Genomic DNA, 19,888 nt, shown 5'->3' with positions numbered 1-19,888 from the left:
TCTGTACTCAATTCCTGTTTTACAGTGAATTTACCAGAGGTAGATTCATATGATTTACGCCATTTACGGATCATACTTCCATCTAAATCATATTCTGAACTCACTTGCTGTACACTTTGACCTGATTGTAATAACTCTACAATCATAAGTTTAAAATCGTTACTATGTTTTCGCTTTACCATAATTCAAATATATTTAACATTATGGGCTATTTAAAATCGTCCTAACAAAACTAGATATTCCAAAATCTTCTATTAATTTTAAAGCCCGCCAGCGTATTCAGAGTTTTGTGTTATTAAAAGCAAAAAGTTTGATTGTTAAGCAGGTCTTGCTAGTTATATAGCGGGGCATTCGTTTTTAAAATGATGAATAAAACAGTAAAAGACTTTGATTGTAATTTTCATTAGTTGCCCTAAAAAGAGACAGTAATTGTGAAGGAGTTATCAATGAGGCACTTCATAAAGTGCTTGAAATCAAAGGTAATGAATCTCAAGGTTCTTTTTTAGGATGTTGGCTTGCTGACACATCTAGGTGTTGTTCTCACGGCAAAAGGAGTAAAACCAATAGTGAATTACCAACAAGCTTTCAGGAACACGTACTTATATGGAAGCTTCTTTCTAATTGACGGAAGTTGTTTTACTTGGTAGGTTAGAAGGAGTTGATATCTTAATTCCTCAAGTCTATCTTAAGAAATTCTCTTTGTATAAACTTAAGGAATTGAAAACAGTAATTATTGATAGTACAGGGTTCTATTCTATAAAAAAATATTGACATCCTTAAGAATTTTAAAGCTCAATTTAATTTATAATTGGTATAATATATAACAATTGAGTTGGTTTTGTTTCTGGAAATAAAGCTAAAAACAATTAACTGTTGATGTCGTGTTTGTAACAGTGTGAGTCATTTTAAATAATAGGTTTTAGCTTAATTTATGCCGAATTAAAAAATAAGAGATCCTGTTCTATATTTTAGGATTACCTTTTCTTATATTGACATATTCAGTTGGAGATATATTCATTATTTTCTTAAACTGTTTGTTGAAATTTGAGATTGTGTTATAGCCAGATAAAAAAGCAATATCAGAGATGTTTTGCTCAATATTATTTTCATGCAGGAACTTACATGCATAACTAATTCTAATTTCGTTTAAGAATTGAAAAAATGTTTTCTGAGTTACTTTTTTAAAATATCTACAAAAGGCAGCCTTGTTCATGAAAACAGAGTTCGCTACGCTTTCTAAGGAAATCTCAGGGTCATTAAAATTGAGCATAGTATATTCATATATTTTATCAAAGCGACTAATTGGAAGGGTTAGTGAGTTGGTATAGCCTTCACTCGCTATTAAATGATGCTCATTGTCTTCGGCTAATAGTTTTAATAATTTGAAAAAGTGTAGGATTCTATCGTAATTTTTGTTTTCCGAAATATTCTGCATAACCATAGCAATCTCTCTGTTTTTTTTCTTGTTTTCGAAAAAAATTCCTCTTTCTGCTTTTTTAAGTAGCTTTTTGACAATATTAAATTCTGGTGTGTTTTGAATGATTGAGGTTATAAAGTTAATAGGAAAATGTAAGAGAAATGCCTCCATCCCATCATTTGGAGCAATTCTATATGATTTATCTGGTTTAAACATATGGGGTAGGTTAGATCCCAAAAAGATAAGAGTGCTTTTGTTAAATGAAAAAACCCTATCACCTACAAAAGCTGTTCCTTTGTGATTTGTAATATAAAGGATTTCTAATTCCTGATGATAGTGCCAGAGGCTATAAATCTGACGATACATTTTGATATCTATTAAAAGAGATTCTTGAAGAGAAGTGTTTTTCTTGTTAATTAATATTGGTTTCACAATTATTTCAGTTTTAGTTAAAGAAATACTGTCTAAAAGCAAATAAAGTAGCAACATGTGCAATTTTATTTCTTTTAAGCAGTCAGACTATTTGATAATTTCACCTTAAAATAATCGAGTAATAAAGTCAACCTCTATGTAGTTAGGATTATATACAACAAGACTTTATAAAATAACTCCATAAAATTATCAAATATAATGAGACAACAAAATATAAACACGAATATTATGGTATATTCTTATTTTTTTACTTATTTGTTTATGATTATCTTATTAATTTAAGGAAATTTATAATTTTGTGGTTACTAAGTGCGGTTTAAGTCTAAGAGAGTTGAACAAGTATCAATAATTTGTTTTTTGATGTTTGTGCAAAAACACTAAATGTATCCCATAAACACATTATTTCAATGTCTTTTTAAATAATCTAAAAATTTAGATTCATTAGCTAGTACATCTATCTGATTTGTTAAGATTACTGATAATTTATAGTATCAGCTAGCTGGATTAGTGCCTATAATGAAGGGACAAGTTTGATCGTAATTTGTATTGAAAATACAAAGAAAGGTCGCTGTATTCTCATGAAAAATTAAATCGAATTATTAAAACTAAAGTTATGTTTAAAATCAAAACATTAAGAATTTTCTTTATGCTATTATTTGTAATAATAAATAGCAAGGCACAAGAAAAAAAAGGGGTGTCAGTAAAAATTAATGGATTCGTATGGGCAGAAAGTATCTATGATACTAGACAAACTGTTTCTGCTAGAGAAGGAGATGTGTTGATATTTACGGCTCCAGAATTATTGGATGCTAACGGGAATGATATTAATGCCAGACCAAGTTTTAATATATTTAGTGTACATTCTAGATTACAAACTAAAATTAAAGCCCCTGATTTTTTGAACGCAAAAGTATCAGGTTTAATTGAAGGGGATTTTGTAGCTACTTCAAATGATCGTATAGGCTTATTTCGATTGCGTCATGCTATGGTAAAGTTAAACTGGGATAAAACAGAATTATTATTAGGTAATTATTGGAGTCCTATGTTTTCATTATACGCATTCCCTCAGATAGTTTCTTGGGGAGGGGCAATTCCTTTTCATCCTCTTTCTCGAAACCCTCAGGTAAGGTTAACATATAAAGCAACAGAAAATTCACAATTCTCTATAACGGCATTAACACAATTAGATTTCAAATCTACAGGGCCAGACGGGACTTCTAGTAAATATATTAGGAATTCTGGAATTCCAGAAATGAATATCAGTTATGTAACTGGAGTAAAATCAAATTTTCTTATAGGAATAGTCGCAGGATATAAAGTATTAAAACCTCAGTTGTCTTTTGAAAATACAGCAAATGAAATTATAAAATCAGAAGAAAGTATTGGGAGTTTTCAATTCAATGTTTTTAGCAGAATTAAGGCAAAAAAGAACACTTTTAGACTAGGAGCAATATATGGTCAGAATATGTATAATTTTGTTATGGTAGGAGGGTATGGAGTATCAGGTTTTAATGATAATGGAGAGGCAGAGTATACTAATCTACGAACAGGTAGTTATTGGCTTGACTATGAAAAAAGTCTGTTGGAAAAAAAAATCATATTAGGTTTTTATGGAGGGTACCTCAAGAATTATGGAGCTGATAAGGTTATTGTTGGAGATGCCTATGTAAGAGGAGAGCATGTAGATCATACATTTCGAGTGTCTTCTAGAATGATATATGGTATAGGGCCTGTTAAGCTGAGAGGAGAGGTTGTTTATAATAATACTGCATATGGTATCCCTGATACTAAATATGTAGTAAAGGATATTGAAAACATAGGTCACTTTAGATTTGTTTTAGCCACTTCACTTCACTTTTAATCAATGTAGTTTTAAAGTATAAATGTCGTACTTAAACTTAATTAAATAACTTTATAACCAACCTTTTTTCTATGAAAATAATAATTGCTCCTGATAAATTTAAAGGCTCATTGAGCGCAGATGAAGTCTGTGATTCTATTGCAGAAGGTATTCATCAATATGATTCAACTATAGAGGTAGTAAAACACCCATTGGCTGATGGGGGTGATGGATCATTAGAAATCCTTGATAGGTATTTAGACTTAGAAACTATTTCGATTACAGTAAAAGATCCACTTTGGAGAAACATAACTAGTTATTATAAAAAAACTGATAACATAGCTTATATAGAAATGGCAAAGGCTTCAGGGCTGGTCTTGTTAACTCCAGAAGAGAGGAACTGCTTTAATACAACTAGCTATGGTACAGGTGAGTTGATTATGGATGCCATTAATAAAGGAGTAACCAAAATATATCTTTTTATAGGGGGGTCAGCAACCTGTGATGTAGGAATAGGGATGGCATCAGCATTAGGGTATCGATTTTTGGACAAAACAGATAGAGAGATAGTTCCTATAGGAAAAAACCTTGATAAAATTCATACTATAGAAAAACCAAAGCATTTTGATAGATTGAAGAATATTCATTTTGTTGTTCTTTGTGATGTTGATAATCCTTTGTTAGGAAAAAATGGTACAGCCTATGTATATGGCCCTCAAAAAGGAGCAAATCCAGAAGAGGTAATTATGTTAGATAAAGGATTAGAACATTTTTCTTTGAAAGTTAATGATTATTTACAGAAAGATATTACTAGCATAGCATGTGGTGGAGCGTCAGGAGGATTAGGAGCGGGAAGTATTGCTTTTTTTAATGCACAATTAAAATCTGGAATAGAAATTGTTTTTGATATAACAGATTTTGAAACTATCTGTAAAAATGCCGATATTATTATATCAGGAGAGGGTAAAATAGATAAACAAACTATGCAAGGTAAAGTGGTGTCTCACGTAGCAAAATATGCTTTTCAAAATGATATTACGTTTTATGCCATTGTAGGGAAATCGGAAATTACTTCTCAACAAATTAATAAACTACATATTGAGAAGCTAGAGACAGTGATTTCTTTTTGTCAAACTGAAGAGGAAGCATTTTCCCATGTGAGAGCTATCTTAGTTACGATAGCGAAAAACATCCTTGAAAATTGATTTTTTAATATTTATCTGCTATTATGGTTGTGTTTGTAAATTGTCATAAGGCTATCAAAACTTAAGCATAAAGGAGGGGGCATGTTATGAGGAAAGATTGTAGCATAATGACAATTTTGAAGGGCAAACAACTTAAAAAGATAGCACAAATAGATTTTCAATCAAATGGTTCTCTTGTTGAATGAGCAAGCTTATATCGGTAGAGAGGATATCTTCAATAGAATTGTTGAGCGTAATCTAAGGGGTAATGCCAAAGAGAAATTACTAATTTAACAAGGAATAGTACATTATAGTAAAGGTGTTAAGGTGTTTGTTTTTGGTTATACCAAACAAAATATGAGCTTCAAAGTTTTTTTCTGAGAAAAACAGGTAGAGTATGGCGTATAAATTGAAAAAAGAGGGTTTAGTGATCTAAAACAACTATAATAAACTTCTTAAAAATTTGTGTATATCTCAAAATAGCGAAAAAAGAAAGACTGTTTAAATTGCTTTATAGACAGTCTTTTTTTTGTTTTTATTGATAATTCTTTAATAAAAGAATAAAGTGGTATACAGGAAACAGTAATAGAATTTAAATATCATTGAAAGAGTATTAGTCTTTTTTGATATTTTTTGATATTTGATTACTTATTTAACAAGTTGTTATATGTTTCAATTGTTTTAATTAGCTAGCTTTACACTATTGGACTGATACTCATATAATCATATACTTATGAATTATTTAAAATTTAGTGCATTTAGGCATTCTGCTTTTTCCATATTACCTTATTCAAGAGATGAGATTAATTCCTCTGAAAAAACTACTTGTCAGGAGGAATCTCAATTTGGGCTATCTAAAGAAGTTTTAAATAAATATTGTGCTTTAGCAAGAATGCTAAGAGATACCTGTTTTGATGTTCTCACTCATGAGCAAGGGTATGATGTAAGACTTTGTCATACTGATAAGGAAAGATTAAAATTATCTTTTGTTTTAGGTTTCACTATAACAAAAGAACACTTGGCAGGAATTCACGTCAGAGAAACTCCCTCAGGAGATAGTGGAAACTTAGAATCTGTTATGATATAGCTGCTTGTTTTACTAAGGCTGCAGTGATATCAATTCCACTCTTATTCAATTTTTTAAACCTAAAATAAAATTATTAATTGTCTTGACTTTTTTAAAATAATTAAATAATATCTATAAAGAGTTGATTTAAAGTGTGTTAAATAAAGTTCAAGCTGTAATTATTCGTTTATGTCAAAAAAACATATAATTGCTTTTATGTCAAGTAAGTATTGTTTTTTGTTAAAATTTTATTTTCATGTTGATTGATAATACCAGTAACCATAGATATTATCAATACACATTTTATATATATCAATAACATCTTAAAACCTTTAAAATTATGTCACGACCAACAAAAGAGTATATCTCTAGGTTCAAACAATGGCAAGACACTGCTATTGTTCATTTAAATACTCATCCTACTCTTCAAGATTTTGAAGAAGGTCTAGATTTCTATTCGAGAGAGCTTTCTCTTTTACTAAAGCATCCTAAAGTAGCTAGCTTACCTAAGGAAAAAATTGACTCTTTACTTGTATTAGAGCTTTATAACTACTTAGAATTTACAGTTTGGCTAGAATTAGGACCAGTAAACGAAGTTTGTAATTTAATTAGAATGCCTTCTTTTTTACCCTGGTTATCCAAGGAAATGAAAGATGATGCATTAAAAATTTATGTAGATGAAGGGGCACATGCAGAAATGGCGTTTTCACTTATTTCAAAAATAGAGGATTATACAAAAATTAAATCTCTTAGATTAGAACCTATGTTTCTAAAAGAGCTCGATGCGATTATTCTTAATCAACCCAAGGAGCTAGAAAAAATGATAAAGGTCTTTTTTGTTATCATTTCAGAAACGTTAATTACTGGAACATTGATGGGCTTACCTAATGATGAAAATGTTCAAAAAGGAATCAGAGAATTTGCTCTTGACCATGCTACAGACGAAGGAAAACATCATGCTTATTTCAAGCATTTTTTTGAGATTTTATGGCCAAAAATGCCTAGAGAACTACAGATTACAATAGGAGAACAACTCCCTAAGATGATGCTAGGCTTTTTAAATCCAGATGCTCACGTATTAAAACAAGTATTGTTGCAATTTTTTTCTGAAGAAGAGTCTGAAGAGATTTTAAATGATCTTTTAAGTTCTGAAGAAATAATAGAAGGAGTAAGGAAATCTAGTTTCCCTACAAAAAACATGCTTAAAAAAAGTAAGTTGTTTGAGATCGAAGAAATTGAAAATGCTTTTAATGATTATCAGTTGTTAAAAGTTCCTGTGTAATATTGTTCTTCACAAACAATCATCTCTTATCACATGATCTAAATTTTAAACAAATTTGAGTGTGCAGTCATTTTAGATTGTGTGATTCCTTTTAGATATTTTTTAACGAAAAATTAAATACTCTTAAAACTTATGAAAACCGACACCACAAAAAACCTTAAAGATCTAATTGTAGCTTTTATATCTACACCAGAATCCGATGGCTCTAATATAGATTTATTACTAGAAAAAGACTCAAAAGAAGTCATAGAAACATTTCATCATTGGATGAAAATGATCTCTAGAATGAATAGTAGAATCTTGCTAAGAAATTTATCTTTATTAGATCATAATACGGCTATTTTTACACTTGTTAAGCCAATAAAAACCCAAGTGGGGATTATATGTCAGTCTGCAAAAGATCAAAACCTTGATTTAGAAAAAAGGATTGAGTATCTAACACAGCAAGGAGTAGAATTTATCTTCTATCTGTCTTATGATCAAAGTAAAGAAGAAGAATTAATTGAGGCTTCAAAAAAAGATAACATTTTATCTATTAATGCGCATTGGTTAACTTCTATAGTTGTTGAAAACAGCAAACCTTTCTTTGCGCAATTAGGAGAAACGAATGCCTATGAGTGGACTCCTTATATACAAAAAAAGGCTAATAATGTGATTAGTTTACAAATTAATGATGAATCAGCCAAAGAACAGCAAGAGATAAATCACGTTTTAAAAAACTATAAAGGTGATATACTAACGGCTGAATCATATTTGCCAACGATTACATTGCCAATGTCTACAATTATTCGATTTTATATAGAAAAAGGATATTCTGATACAGAAATCAAAAAAGTTGTATCCCTGCGAAAGGAGGAAATAAAAGCTTGGAAAAGTCACGTGAATAATTACAACAAATACCATCTTATTTCAATAGATTCATTAAAAGAATATTTAGTGAATCCAAAATATTTTGATATGGAGTTAACTATAGATGAAGTGATGGAACAGTTATCTAATCTTTTGACTATCTCTAGATATTCTAATTACAATTTATGCTTAACCGAAGAAACGATTGAATTATCTTATGAAATTAAGCACCCTAATACTATACTCAGAACCAATATGCGTAAAAAGTCAAAGCCTAAAATAGGAAGTATATCAAATATCATTATATCTGATGGGGTGATTAGTAATAAATTTGAAAACGAATTTTGGGACTTATACAACTCGGCTTCAGAAAAAAATAAGGATAAAACATATATTCTAAAATATGTATCAGACCTGATGCAATCAACATTTCAGCATGAATTTTCTATAACATAACTAAAACCTTATATTATGATTAAATTACATATTGTTATTCATGAAGAATTTGAAGGCCTTGGTGTAATAAAAGATTGGATTTCAAAAAAAGGATATGAAGTTTCTTTTTCTAGAGTGTATTTAAATGAAGAGCTGCCAACAACTATCGATAATCTAGATGGATTAATTGTAATGGGAGGCCCACAAAGTCCCAATACAACCAAAGAAGAGTGTTCTTATTTTGATGCTATAGCAGAAATGGCACTAATTAAAAATTTTATAGATCACCAAAAAATTGTTATAGGTGTTTGTCTCGGTGCACAGATGATTGGGCAAGCATTAGGTGCTCCTGTAGAAAAAAGTCCAGAACCAGAAATTGGTTATTTTCCGATAATGAAAACCAAAGAAGGACATATCCACACAAAACTTGTTCATTTTCCTGACAATGCTGTTGTAGGTCATTGGCATGGTGATATGGCTGGGTTAACCCCAGAAGCCAAGGTTTTGGCTTATAGTGAAGGATGCCCTAGGCAGATTATCGAATATGCGGATTTGGTGTATGGATTACAATGCCACATGGAATTTAATGCAAGTTGTATTGAGGGTTTGATTGAGAATTCTACTGAAGAGCTTGCAGTACTTAGCGCAAGAAAATATGTTGATTCTATTGAAGTCTTAAGAAATAAAATTGATTTTGATTTTATGAATACACTTTTATTTACGTTTCTGGATCATGTTATTAAAGAGTATAAAAACAAGAATCAGCAAGCGTATAGTTTCTAAAATAAAATTTATTAGATACTATCGAGTAGATATACTAAATATGTAAAGAGGTTGATCAAAAAAAACTTTTTGACTAACCTCTTTTTTTTGTATGTTTTATTACAACAGCATTAAATACTTGACATATTATTAAGAAAATTATTTGATCTTATTTATAAAAGAGGTCGAGCCAGAAGCGTTGATAAAATTATAGTAACAATCGTCAAAATTTTAACAACATCGATACATCAGTAGGTCTATTGGATGCTCCGTTTAACTCAAAATACCTTCTGATATGTCTTTTTGACGAAGTGTTTAGCTTTATCAGTTGAATTTTTAACCCAGGAGGTTAAAAGTTTTGTCTTTTTTGTTAAATAGAGTATCTCTTTAACTGGTCGGAGCATATTTTGATGAATATTATATAGCTAACTCGGAATTTTCAGCTAAAAATCTCGAGATCAGTCTCGTCTTCTGTACAAAGCCTTATAGATTTTTTATGAGGTTTTTTTTGTTTTTAGGTTATGGATACGTTGCTATTATCTTTGATTCGTCTTAATTGTTGTGTTTGATTTCTCTAAACTATATCTTAAAACCTTTTTTTTATTCCAGAATAAATTATAAAAAGGGTATATCCGTGTTCTCTGAGATTTTTGTGAGCTGTACTTTGTGTAATGCTAAAATAAATAGCAATTATAATTGTGGTGTTAATTTTTAGGGCTGTTTTGTTTTTTTGTTTAAGGAGTAGGCTTCAAATAAATTAATGGCTAATGCAAATAGTGTTTTTGCTTAAAATACTTGTGTTTATTAGTGTTTTTGTTATATTTTAAAATTATGTTTTATAAAATAATTGCTCATTTTTGTAGTAAATGCTAATTTTTTTAGCAAATAATAATAAATTGATTATATTTACCTTTGAAATTGAATAAAATTATAAGGTGTATTAATTACAATTTAATAAAATAATTAAAAATCTATAGTAAATGGAAGACCACTTTAGTAAGGTTAAAAATTTTGTCTTAGACCTAGGTTATACAATCACAACATCAATTGAAGAAGATCAGATTATAGTTATAAATGCCGAATCCGCAGGGATTAAAAACTGTATTATTAATTGTGCCGATCCTATTTTGATTATCGAACAATATCTCTTAGAATTGAAATCCATATCAATTGATGTTTTTCAAAAATTACTTATGAAAAACAGAGAGATTATTCACGGAGCATTTGTTTTGGACGAATCAGGAAAGGTTGTAATTTTTAGAGATACTTTACAAATATCAAATTTAGACCAAAACGAATTAGAAGGCTCCCTTAATTCTCTAAGTATCCTATTATCTGAGTATTCAAAAGAATTAATTGCATTTTCAAAAAACTAAAAATATATATAATGAGTTTATTTAAAAGATTATTTACCGTTGGAAAAGCAGAAGCCAACGCTGTAATAGATAAGTTAGAAGATCCTATAAAAATGACAGAACAGGGGATTAGGGATATGAAAAAAGATCTTGAAAGTAGCTTAAAAGCTTTGGCAGAGGTTAAAGCATTAGAAATTAGATCTAGAAATGAGATTTCTAAAGAAGTAGAAAAAGCTGCTGATTACGAAAGAAAAGCAATTTTATTACTTCAAAAAGTAGAGTCAGGGGAAATTGCAGCTAATGAAGCCGATCGTTTAGCTGGAGTAGCATTAGAGAAAAAAGCAGAATCTGAAGCGCATGTAGAAAGAGCCTCAAAAGAACAATTGTTATTTAGTCAAAATGTAAACAAACTAGAAACAAATGTTAAAACACTAAGGTCAAAGATCAGTTCTTGGGAAAATGAGCTAAAAACACTAAAAGCTAGAGTAAAAGTAGCTTCTGCAACCAAAAATTTAAACAAACAAATTGCAGCGATTGATTCTTCTAATACGATTTCATTACTAGAAAGAATGAAAGATAAGGTTGAACAAGAAGAAGCATTGTCTGAAGCATATGGAGGTATTGCTAATGAAGGAAAATCGTTAGATGATGAGATTGATAATGCTATAGGAAGCGTGCCGGCTAGTAAAGCATCAGATAGTCTAGCCGCATTAAAAGCAAAAATGGCTGCTAATAAAAACACAGATCAAAATAGTTAAAGTATAGATACATCCTAAAAAAACTTATAACAGAAATATAATAAAATGTAGATGAATGGATTAGGGTTACACATACTAATGGAATTTCATAAATGTTCTTCTGATATTCTTAATGATTTAAATATTTTAGAAGCCTCTATGAATGAAGCTGCTGATAGTTCTGGATCAACAATAATAAAATCAGTATTTCATCAATTTTCTCCGCAAGGAGTAACAGGTGTTGTGATTATAGCCGAAAGTCATTTGGCAATACATACTTGGCCTGAGCATGAATATGCTGCGGTAGATTTTTTTACCTGCAATACAAGTATGGATTATCTAAAAGCATATGATATCTTAGCAAAAGAATTAGAATCTAAAACCCATAGTTATAAAAGTGTAGAAAGAGGGCTAATACATAGTACAAATCAATTAAATGAATTATAAAAGTTTTAAAAAACGCTCCTATGAAATTCTTGAAAAAGGAGCATCTGATGATAGATGGAGTCGAAGGATTGACTTATTTATTATCTCGTTGATTTTTTTAAACATTCTTGCAATCATTCTTGAATCTGTTAATTCCCTAAAAAGAGATTATCAGCTAATATTTGATTACATAGAGATATTTTCTATTTATATATTTACGATAGAGTATATTTTAAGGATATGGTCTATTACAGAAAAAGAAGAATATTCACAGCCAATTCAAGGGCGATTAAAATATTTGTTTTCTTTTTCTAGCATTATTGATTTGATCGCAATTGTACCAGCCTATATTCCTTTATTAATAGGTGTAGATTCGAGAGTTGTTAGAGGTATAAGACTACTTCGATTATTCAGAATTTTGAAACTATCAAGATATAATCGAGCTTTTAGCCATATTAGAAATGTAGTTAAATCTAAAAAAGAAGAATTAGTGATCTCACTTTTTGCAGTATTGACTCTATTGGTAATTTCATCTAGTCTGATGTATTTTGTCGAGAATAAAGCTCAGCCAGAATCATTTTCAAGTATTCCTGCAACAATGTGGTGGGGGGTAGCAACACTTACTACAGTAGGTTATGGAGATGTATACCCTATTACAGGCTTAGGAAAATTTATGGCAGGAATCATGGCGATTTTAGGAGTTGGTCTATTCGCATTGCCCGCAGGTATTTTAGCAAATGGATTTGGTAATACATTAGAAAATAAAGATAGCTGTCAAACTTGTAAACATTGTGGTAAGGATATAAATTAATTTGTATGGGAATATTCAGTTTTTTTAAAAAAGATAAAAGTGAAAGTATTGTTGATTTTACAGTAAATGACCTCAAAAAAGGTTTTATGATCGATTATTTCATAAAAACGTGGGAAGTCAAAAAAGTATATATATATGATTGGGGTAATAATTGTTTTGCGAGAGAATATTTATTAGACTCAGGAGACGAATCTCTGTATCTATATGTTGAAGATGATGATGGATTGATCTGTTCTGTTTGGAAAAAAATCAATTTATTAGAGATTCAGTCTGATTTAGTTGAAATCATTATTGCCAATGACGATGCACCCAACAAAATACATTATAATAATAATATTTTCACCAAAAAAGAATCAAGCCCAGGGCATTGTATGGAAGAAGGTAAGGATGAACAATATTCTGAATTAATTAGTTGGACCTATCAAAATACAGATAACAAAGAATTAATTTCTATTACTAGAGTAGGAGAAGAAGAATTCGAAGCATCTCATGGAAACTATGCTAAAGAATTTGAGTTTTCAAATATTCTCCCACGATAAAAACAGAAAAATGATAACATCAAATGGCATAAGAATAGCTACAATAACACTCTTCATAATAAGTATTATAACAGGATGTGGTACAAAAAAATTTAAGAAAACTCCTTTAGATAACTATATAGTTGAGAATAGTAATGAAGAAGAATTTTCTGTGATTTTAGAGGATATGGACGTTGAGGGAACTTTTTTTAAGACATATAAGCATAAGTATAGAATCATCAAACATGAGGATGACAAACCATATGAAGAAGCCACGGATTGGGTTGAAGTTGATGAGAAATTTTTCTTAAAACACGAAGATAATTTAGGGATGGTAGTCCTAGAAAAACAAGGCCAAGGTAAAATCTCAAAAGCAGCTTCACCCCCAGGATATAGGTATGTTGGAGATAGTAGGTATGGTGAATGGAGAACTAATAATGGAGTTAGTTTTTGGGGGTTCTATGGGCAGTACATGTTTATGAACCAGATGTTTGGGATGATGAGTAGACCTGTGTACAGACGAGATTATCAAACTTATTCCTCTGGAGGATACTATGGGAAAAGAAGTTATTACGGGCCAAAAACTGGTAATAAGTCACTTTATGGAACAAATTCTGCTCAAACTAGAAAATCAAGACCTAATTTTTTTAGTAGAAGAGCTTCAAGATCTGGATGGTCTTCTTCTTCTTCTTCGAGAAGTAGGTCAGGAAGTAGATCTAGAAGTAGTGGATTTGGTAAATAAACTTTTTTAAGTAACAAATTATTAACTCAATACGATATGCAGTTCAATTTTTTAGAAACCATCGATAATCTGATTACCGCGTTAATTTATTTATTGATAAGTTTTGTGTTATTTTTTATAGGAAAAAAAGTATATCAGCTTGTACATAAGAGTATTAATATTGATGATGAATTAGTCAAAAAAGATAATTTGGCATTTTCATTTGCAAATGTTGGCTACTATATAGCACTGATTATTGTGATATCTGCAGTGTATTCTGGTGATGGTATTGTTCATATTGTAGATGACCTTATAGAGGTTGGTATCTACGGGTTATTATCAATTGTTCTATTAAATATTTCAATAGTAATTTCTGATAAGCTGATCTTAAGAAAATTTTCGATTAAAGAAGAAATAATTAGAGATCAAAATGTAGGGGTTGGCGTTCTTGAAGGGGCAATATGTATTGCTAATGCATTGGTGATCTATGGAGTAATTGTAGAAAATCATGATAATTTTATAGAAATTCTTATCCTTTGGGTAATTTCACAATTCGTTTTGTGGCTTGTGAGTATTGTATATAATCTAATAACCCCATATGATATCCATGAGCATATCAAAAACGATAATGTTGCTGTAGGAATAGGATTTTCTGGAGCAATTATTGCTGTTGCCAATCTTATACGATTTGGTGCACAAATGGAGGCCGATAGTTGGATTTTGGTTGGAGAGAATTTCTTGCTAGAAACAGGAATCGGGTTAGTAATGCTACCTTTAGCTAGATTTTTGACTGATAAAATATTACTCCCCAAAAGAAAGCTTACTGATGAAATTGTAAACCAAGAAAAACCAAATATTGGAGCTGCAATTATTGAAGCTTTTTCATATATCGGAGGATCTATACTTATTTGCCTAAGTTTTTCCTAAAAGTTATTTAATCCTTAAAGACTCATGTTACAAATAAAAAAAGGCTTTTGGCTTAAAATAGCTATTTTTGCAACAGGGATTTCTGGTTTAACTTCAGAATTTATACTATCAACTTTAGCCTCTTATTTTATAGGAGATGTTATTATACAATGGACAATAGTACTATCGATAATGCTTTTTGCTATGGGAATCGGTAGTCATACAAGCCGGTTAGTAACCAAACGACTATTACTTACATTTCTTTTTATAGAATTTTCTTTATCACTTTTAATAAGTTTTTCCCCTTTACTAGTATATGCAATAGCTGCAAAAAGTGAATTTATACATGTTCTTATCTATGGGTTAGCTTTACTAGTAGGCTTTTGTATTGGTTTTGAAATCCCTCTGGCAACACGATTAAATGAGGTTTATGAGCCTCTCAATAAAAACATATCCAATATTATGTCCTGGGATTATATAGGTAGTTTAATCGGTGGATTACTATTCGCCTTTTGGGGGCTACCATATCTAGGAATTACCAATACAGCTTTTACCTTTGGAGCTCTTAACTTTGTTGTAGCTGTGCTTCTATTTTGGAATTATAGAAGTTTGCTTGTACTAGAAAAAAGATGGATCATTGGTAGTATACTTGCTTTAATTTCTATACTAAGCATAGGATTCATTAAATCTGAAAACATCATTTTATATAGTGAGCAATCAAGGTATAAAGATAAAATTGTATATCAGGAACAGTCTGAATATCAAAAAATCACCATTACTCAATGGAAAGAACATTATTGGTTGTTCATTAACGGAAACCAACAGTTAAGCACTTTTGATGAATTTCTATATCATGAGCCTATGGTACACCCTATTATGGCTTTGACACCAGAACACAAAAATATTCTAATTATAGGCGGAGGAGATGGTTTTAATGTTAAAGAGCTGCTTAAGTATAAGGAAGTGAGTACTATTACTGTTGTAGATCTAGACCCTGCAATGACAAAATTGGGAAAAGAATTTGAAGGAATTGTAAAATATAATGAATCAGCATTACATCACCCCAAAGTAAAGATAGTTAATGATGATGGTTTTACTTTTTTAGAAAAAAACGAAACTTTTTATGATGTCATTATTATAGATTTACCTGATGCAAAAACCATCGAAATAAATAAGTTGTATTCATTAGAGTTTTATCATTTGGCACATCATGCACTTAGACCTAACGGCCATATTATTACTCAGGCAGGAAGCCCGTATTATGCAACAAAAGCATTTTTCTGTATCGATAAAACGATGAAAGCTGCTGGTTTTACAAATTTACAAATGCACAATCAGGTATTGACTTTAGGAGAATGGGGTTGGGTTTTAGGTAGTAAAAAATATACCAAAAAACAGATGATAAACAGGTTAAAACAAACCTCATATAAGAAACTTAATAATAAATGGCTTAACCAAGAAGCCATCGACCTGATTACTTCTTTTGGGAAACCACTTATAGATACTACTATGGTTGAAATCAATACCATTAATTCCCCTATGCTTTATAAATATTATCTAGATGGTAATTGGGATATGTATTAAAGAAATTAGATTATGTGTTAGAAACCATTTTTGCAGCTTGTATACCAGAATCTATAGCATCAAACAAAAGTGGTAAACGCCCTGTATCTGCTCCTGCAAAGGCCAGGCCATCCGTTAATAGATTTCTAGATTTAGTTAAGTAACCTAGTTTAGGGATTGGCATAGCATGTCCTAATAATTTAACGTATACTTCTTTTACAGCATTACTAATGTCTTTTTTGTAATAAGTAGACATTTTTTGTATCGTTTCGAGTACTATAATATCATAAGAAGTTTCGATGTTCTGAACACTATAATGATGCATGTCTGGAAAACAGTAATATGCAGTCAATACACGCTCATGATCTTGATTCTGAATTTTAGAATCAGTAAAGCCTAAAAAAGTCATGTCTGGCGATATAAAATCATTTTGCCATTTACTGCCAGGTAATGTGATAGCATCTGTAAGGACTACATTAATAATTACCCAAGGAGTATAAGAAACATCCTTAAATTGAAGATGTGAGCTAGGGTGAATGTATTGTAAAGCATGTTTTTGCCCACCATAAATCACGGTATTAGCAATTATTTTTTTTCTGAGCATATTTTTGGTGTCTAATACATCGATATGCCATTTATTGGTTTCCTTTTTCATGCCAAAAACTAAATGATCACATTGTATATTGTCAGAAGGAAGTCGATCTGCCATTTTTTTTATAAAATAATAGTTCCCTTCTGTTGGTGAAAATAAAGCGATATTCTTATTGGTATAATACGGTCTGCAGGTATAGTAATGAATCCCTGCTAATGCTGAAATTTGTTTAGAGGTACCCCCATAATCATCTAGCATTTGATAATCTATAGCATTAATAAAAGTGCTGTCAATAGGTAAATATTTATTGAGATAGTCATAGAATGTGATATGATCAAGATCATGAAATTTTGAAGAAATCAATGTGCTTGGTAAAAGAAACTCTCCTTTTAAATCTTGTAATAAGGAAAAAAAGTTTTTACGTAAATCAGAGTTTGGTAGTATAGAAGCTTTCATTTCTCCATGTACATAACATGCTTCCTCTTGATCAGGAGCAATAAGATGTTGTTGATCTATGAAGTCCCATAAATTGGTGTGTGAATTAAATTGTATTATGTCTAGTTTTTTGAGTAACTCTAAACCTTCTTTTCCATAATTGTGTAAGTAGGTGTGCTCATAATGAGCGCCTTGTGAATATCGTGTGTTGTTTATAGATATTGCACTAGAAGTACCACCTAAACTCGAATTTAATTCGCAAACTATAAAATCATTTGACGGTAAGGAGCAAGCAGCAGCGAGTCCAGAGATTCCTCCGCCCACAATAAGTGTCTCTGTAAGTACGGTAGAAGTTATTGGTAATTGAATGGCAGATTTAACAAGATGTCCAGTAGCGCTATTAGAATCAATACGAATAGGGAAATTTAGTTTAGGCACAATCTTTCCGTTCCATTTTTTACATGCTACGATGGTAATTAGTCCTCCGCTGAGGTATAAAAATTGACGTCGATCCATTAGTATAGATTATAAAAATTTAGCCCACGTTCCGCCTAAGTAATATTTATATAAAACGGGGTTGCGAACTGTATTTACTTCTACACTATCTATTTTTACCAAATCTTTTCCAAAGGAAGTCATTAAATTCATAGATTCATTAGTAATCCATCGAGCTTCTATATCTTCAAAGGTCATTTCTAAAAGACGATTTTTAATCTCCTTTTTAGATTCATATTTAGAACCAATAACCCAACCCCATTCTCCAAATGAATATACATGATTATGAATAGGAAGGGTAGTAAATCCTGATGCTCCTAATGTTTTTTCTATAGATTTAAACGCTTTTGTTGTATAATACGGGCTTACTGCCTGAGTAATAATATGTCCAAAAGGTCGAAGCCTGCGATGACAGAGTCTATAAAACTCTTTGGTATATACTCTATTTAAATCAATGCTTTTGGGGTCTGGGAAATCAAGAATCATAACATCATAAAAAGTATCAGATTCCTCTAGAAACTGAAAAGCATCTTGATTGATAACTTTTACTTTTGGATTATAATAGGAACTATCATTCATTGTAGTAAAAATCTCATGAGACTTTCCTATTTTTGTCATTTCGGGATCTATGTCGACCAAAGTGATTTGTTCTACATCTTTATGTTTTAATACCTCTCTGATTGCACAACCATCCCCTGCACCAAGAATAAGAATATTGCGAGGGTCCTTAGTTAGTTTTATGACTGGATGTACTAGAGGTTCGTGATATAGAAATTCATCAAAAGTACAGAGTTGTTTACTAGAATTTAGATACAACCAATAGTGCTCCTTCCATTGTGTAATGGTGATTTTTTGATACCGTGTTTGTTTAGAAAATACGACCTTATCATTGTATCGTTTTTGCTCACCATACAGTACAATCTCATCTGCATTATAACTTAAAAATAGAATAGTACACAATATAGCAGGAATGGTAATGGTAAAAGGTATGCGATAAGAAGTATCAACATGCTTTTTGAGCCTTATAAAAAGAGCAATAGCTACCAGAAAATTAATGCCGCCAAGTATAAAAGGTGTATGAGTTAAACCCAAAAAAGGTAAACCAATAAAAACAAAGAATAAACCACCAATAAGACTACCGTAATAATCATTCTCCATCACGCCAGCAATATTAGTTCTCAATTCTTCATTGCTTTCATTAATACGAATTACTAATGGAATTTCCATACCTATTAATAATCCTATGGCAATGCTAAAACCATAGATAACCACACCAATATTTTCAGTAACTCCCATCAAAAAATAAGTAGCGAGCGCAGCGGTAGATGTAAGTAATGATAATAAAAATTCGGCAATCAAAAATTTTTCTAAAATTTTTGAAGTAAAAAGCGTACTTAATCTACTTCCTATTCCCATAGAAAATAACATAATTGAGAGGATCATGGTCCATTGAAAAACAGAATCTCCAAGAAAATAAGTCGCTAAAGTTGATAATATATACTCGGCTACAATCCCAGAAAGTCCTGTAGCAAATAGAGCTAGTTTAAGAATTCTAGACTTTTTTTGTGACAATTGAATGTGTTGTTTTATTATAACTTAGTTGAATAGTAAGTAATCTATGAGTATTCAAAATTACATAGAAAATAATGAAAGATAGTATATCATTTTAAATATTCTTAAAGTCAAAACGAAACTAATTGTATATTCTGGATATAAACAAAAATATCTTAAGAACGTAGGGTAAGAATTTTAGAATATTTTAATACAACTACAAATCGACTTGCAAAAAAAATATTTACACCACAACATTACCTATACATTTATATGGTGTCTTATTATTATCAGATACATTTATTAATTCATTTTGAGTCCTTAATGGTGTTGTTTTTCTTTTGAATAACAGGGTTTTATAATCTTTCTTATTCATGTTTATGCATGTCTTATTAACCCATGTATACTTTTTGTAGTGGTAAGTACAATGATATTTAAACCCGCTTTATGCATTGGAATATACAAAAGGAGGACTTAGATTCTTGATTTGACTAAATAATCCGTCCATCCA

At 30.6% G+C, this 19,888-nt stretch carries 19 protein-coding genes; 14 read left to right on the top strand and 5 right to left on the bottom strand.

Translation table 11 applies throughout. The features are described 5' to 3' along the window. Together CVD18_RS17115 and CVD18_RS17110 are read right to left on the bottom strand one after the other, a co-directional pair. Positions 1 to 182: transposase (locus CVD18_RS17115; protein ID WP_146052779.1), on the bottom strand; the 182-nt coding region annotated here is incomplete at its 3' end. 779 nt (positions 183 to 961) lie between these two features. Then, a complete protein-coding gene (locus CVD18_RS17110) occupies positions 962 to 1,849 on the bottom strand; it encodes an AraC family transcriptional regulator (protein ID WP_158250484.1) in 888 nt (295 codons plus the stop codon). Positions 1,850 to 2,462: 613 nt separating this feature from the next. Here CVD18_RS17110 and CVD18_RS17105 point away from each other — a divergent pair. The 14 genes from CVD18_RS17105 (at position 2,463) to CVD18_RS17040 (ending at position 16,325) form a co-directional block, all read left to right on the top strand. After that, the gene (locus tag CVD18_RS17105; RefSeq protein WP_146052822.1) at positions 2,463 to 3,710 is read left to right on the top strand and encodes a hypothetical protein; all 1,248 of its coding nucleotides are present in this window, start codon (positions 2,463 to 2,465) and stop codon (positions 3,708 to 3,710) included. Between the two features lie 71 nt (positions 3,711 to 3,781). Next, positions 3,782 to 4,894 carry a glycerate kinase gene (locus tag CVD18_RS17100; RefSeq protein WP_103866640.1) on the top strand — a complete coding sequence of 371 codons (1,113 nt, stop codon included), beginning with the start codon at positions 3,782 to 3,784 and terminating at the stop codon, positions 4,892 to 4,894. 712 nt (positions 4,895 to 5,606) lie between these two features. Then, positions 5,607 to 5,960 carry a hypothetical protein gene (locus CVD18_RS17095; protein ID WP_103866639.1) on the top strand — a complete coding sequence of 118 codons (354 nt, stop codon included), beginning with the start codon at positions 5,607 to 5,609 and terminating at the stop codon, positions 5,958 to 5,960. Positions 5,961 to 6,279: 319 nt separating this feature from the next. Then, complete coding sequence (locus CVD18_RS17090; RefSeq protein WP_103866638.1) at positions 6,280 to 7,221, top strand: diiron oxygenase; 942 nt, start codon at positions 6,280 to 6,282, stop codon at positions 7,219 to 7,221. A gap of 132 nt (positions 7,222 to 7,353) precedes the next feature. Next, positions 7,354 to 8,526, top strand: a complete 1,173-nt coding sequence (locus CVD18_RS17085) for a hypothetical protein (RefSeq protein WP_103866637.1) — start codon at positions 7,354 to 7,356, stop codon at positions 8,524 to 8,526. A gap of 15 nt (positions 8,527 to 8,541) precedes the next feature. Further along, on the top strand, positions 8,542 to 9,288 hold the full coding sequence (locus tag CVD18_RS17080; protein ID WP_233194575.1) for a gamma-glutamyl-gamma-aminobutyrate hydrolase family protein: 747 nt from the start codon (positions 8,542 to 8,544) through the stop codon (positions 9,286 to 9,288). Between the two features lie 959 nt (positions 9,289 to 10,247). Then, positions 10,248 to 10,643, top strand: coding sequence for a YbjN domain-containing protein (locus CVD18_RS17075; protein ID WP_103866636.1), 396 nt, complete (start codon positions 10,248 to 10,250; stop codon positions 10,641 to 10,643). 11 nt (positions 10,644 to 10,654) lie between these two features. Continuing rightward, positions 10,655 to 11,380, top strand: coding sequence for a PspA/IM30 family protein (locus tag CVD18_RS17070; RefSeq protein WP_103866635.1), 726 nt, complete (start codon positions 10,655 to 10,657; stop codon positions 11,378 to 11,380). 51 nt (positions 11,381 to 11,431) lie between these two features. After that, positions 11,432 to 11,806, top strand: a complete 375-nt coding sequence (gene speD / locus CVD18_RS17065; RefSeq protein WP_103866634.1) for an adenosylmethionine decarboxylase — start codon at positions 11,432 to 11,434, stop codon at positions 11,804 to 11,806. Beyond that, positions 11,796 to 12,596: an ion transporter gene (locus CVD18_RS17060; protein WP_103866633.1), complete on the top strand. Its 801-nt coding sequence runs from the start codon at positions 11,796 to 11,798 to the stop codon at positions 12,594 to 12,596. The genes speD and CVD18_RS17060 overlap by 11 nt, the downstream gene beginning before the upstream one ends. Before the next feature lie 5 nt (positions 12,597 to 12,601). Continuing rightward, entirely contained in the window at positions 12,602 to 13,135 is a 534-nt protein-coding gene (locus CVD18_RS17055) for a DUF4178 domain-containing protein (RefSeq protein WP_103866632.1), read from the top strand. A gap of 10 nt (positions 13,136 to 13,145) precedes the next feature. After that, complete coding sequence (locus CVD18_RS17050) at positions 13,146 to 13,856, top strand: hypothetical protein (protein ID WP_103866631.1); 711 nt, start codon at positions 13,146 to 13,148, stop codon at positions 13,854 to 13,856. A 36-nt stretch (positions 13,857 to 13,892) separates the two neighbouring features. After that, on the top strand, positions 13,893 to 14,762 hold the full coding sequence (locus CVD18_RS17045; protein ID WP_103866630.1) for a DUF350 domain-containing protein: 870 nt from the start codon (positions 13,893 to 13,895) through the stop codon (positions 14,760 to 14,762). 24 nt (positions 14,763 to 14,786) lie between these two features. Continuing rightward, a complete protein-coding gene (locus CVD18_RS17040) occupies positions 14,787 to 16,325 on the top strand; it encodes a polyamine aminopropyltransferase (RefSeq protein WP_103866629.1) in 1,539 nt (512 codons plus the stop codon). A gap of 10 nt (positions 16,326 to 16,335) precedes the next feature. Here CVD18_RS17040 and CVD18_RS17035 read toward each other — a convergent pair whose 3' ends face one another. From CVD18_RS17035 to CVD18_RS23400, 3 genes are all read right to left on the bottom strand, one after another. Further along, positions 16,336 to 17,847 carry an NAD(P)/FAD-dependent oxidoreductase gene (locus CVD18_RS17035; protein ID WP_103866628.1) on the bottom strand — a complete coding sequence of 504 codons (1,512 nt, stop codon included), beginning with the start codon at positions 17,845 to 17,847 and terminating at the stop codon, positions 16,336 to 16,338. 9 nt (positions 17,848 to 17,856) lie between these two features. Beyond that, complete coding sequence (locus CVD18_RS17030; RefSeq protein WP_233194574.1) at positions 17,857 to 19,398, bottom strand: polyamine aminopropyltransferase; 1,542 nt, start codon at positions 19,396 to 19,398, stop codon at positions 17,857 to 17,859. A gap of 223 nt (positions 19,399 to 19,621) precedes the next feature. Beyond that, complete coding sequence (locus tag CVD18_RS23400) at positions 19,622 to 19,753, bottom strand: hypothetical protein (protein ID WP_255409464.1); 132 nt, start codon at positions 19,751 to 19,753, stop codon at positions 19,622 to 19,624. Positions 19,754 to 19,888 lie beyond the last annotated feature (135 nt).

Origin of the sequence: Aquimarina sp. I32.4, assembly GCF_002924285.1 — a bacterium.
Taxonomy (GTDB): domain Bacteria; phylum Bacteroidota; class Bacteroidia; order Flavobacteriales; family Flavobacteriaceae; genus Aquimarina.
This window is presented reverse-complemented; position numbering and strand designations above follow the sequence as displayed.

Excerpts from the sequence above, each read along its gene's own strand:
- CVD18_RS17060 (WP_103866633.1), top strand. The coding sequence starts at position 11,796 with ATGAATTATAAAAGTTTTAAAAAACGCTCCTATGAAATTCTTGAAAAA.
- speD (WP_103866634.1), top strand. The coding sequence starts at position 11,432 with ATGAATGGATTAGGGTTACACATACTAATGGAATTTCATAAATGTTCT.
- CVD18_RS17095 (WP_103866639.1), top strand. The coding sequence starts at position 5,607 with ATGAATTATTTAAAATTTAGTGCATTTAGGCATTCTGCTTTTTCCATA.
- CVD18_RS17040 (WP_103866629.1), top strand. The coding sequence starts at position 14,787 with ATGTTACAAATAAAAAAAGGCTTTTGGCTTAAAATAGCTATTTTTGCA.
- CVD18_RS17105 (WP_146052822.1), top strand. The coding sequence starts at position 2,463 with ATGTTTAAAATCAAAACATTAAGAATTTTCTTTATGCTATTATTTGTA.
- CVD18_RS17080 (WP_233194575.1), top strand. The coding sequence starts at position 8,542 with ATGATTAAATTACATATTGTTATTCATGAAGAATTTGAAGGCCTTGGT.
- CVD18_RS17050 (WP_103866631.1), top strand. The coding sequence starts at position 13,146 with ATGATAACATCAAATGGCATAAGAATAGCTACAATAACACTCTTCATA.
- CVD18_RS17100 (WP_103866640.1), top strand. The coding sequence starts at position 3,782 with ATGAAAATAATAATTGCTCCTGATAAATTTAAAGGCTCATTGAGCGCA.
- CVD18_RS17085 (WP_103866637.1), top strand. The coding sequence starts at position 7,354 with ATGAAAACCGACACCACAAAAAACCTTAAAGATCTAATTGTAGCTTTT.
- CVD18_RS17055 (WP_103866632.1), top strand. The coding sequence starts at position 12,602 with ATGGGAATATTCAGTTTTTTTAAAAAAGATAAAAGTGAAAGTATTGTT.
- CVD18_RS17035 (WP_103866628.1), bottom strand. The coding sequence starts at position 17,847 with ATGGATCGACGTCAATTTTTATACCTCAGCGGAGGACTAATTACCATC.
- CVD18_RS17090 (WP_103866638.1), top strand. The coding sequence starts at position 6,280 with ATGTCACGACCAACAAAAGAGTATATCTCTAGGTTCAAACAATGGCAA.
- CVD18_RS17070 (WP_103866635.1), top strand. The coding sequence starts at position 10,655 with ATGAGTTTATTTAAAAGATTATTTACCGTTGGAAAAGCAGAAGCCAAC.
- CVD18_RS23400 (WP_255409464.1), bottom strand. The coding sequence starts at position 19,753 with ATGAATAAGAAAGATTATAAAACCCTGTTATTCAAAAGAAAAACAACA.
- CVD18_RS17045 (WP_103866630.1), top strand. The coding sequence starts at position 13,893 with ATGCAGTTCAATTTTTTAGAAACCATCGATAATCTGATTACCGCGTTA.
- CVD18_RS17075 (WP_103866636.1), top strand. The coding sequence starts at position 10,248 with ATGGAAGACCACTTTAGTAAGGTTAAAAATTTTGTCTTAGACCTAGGT.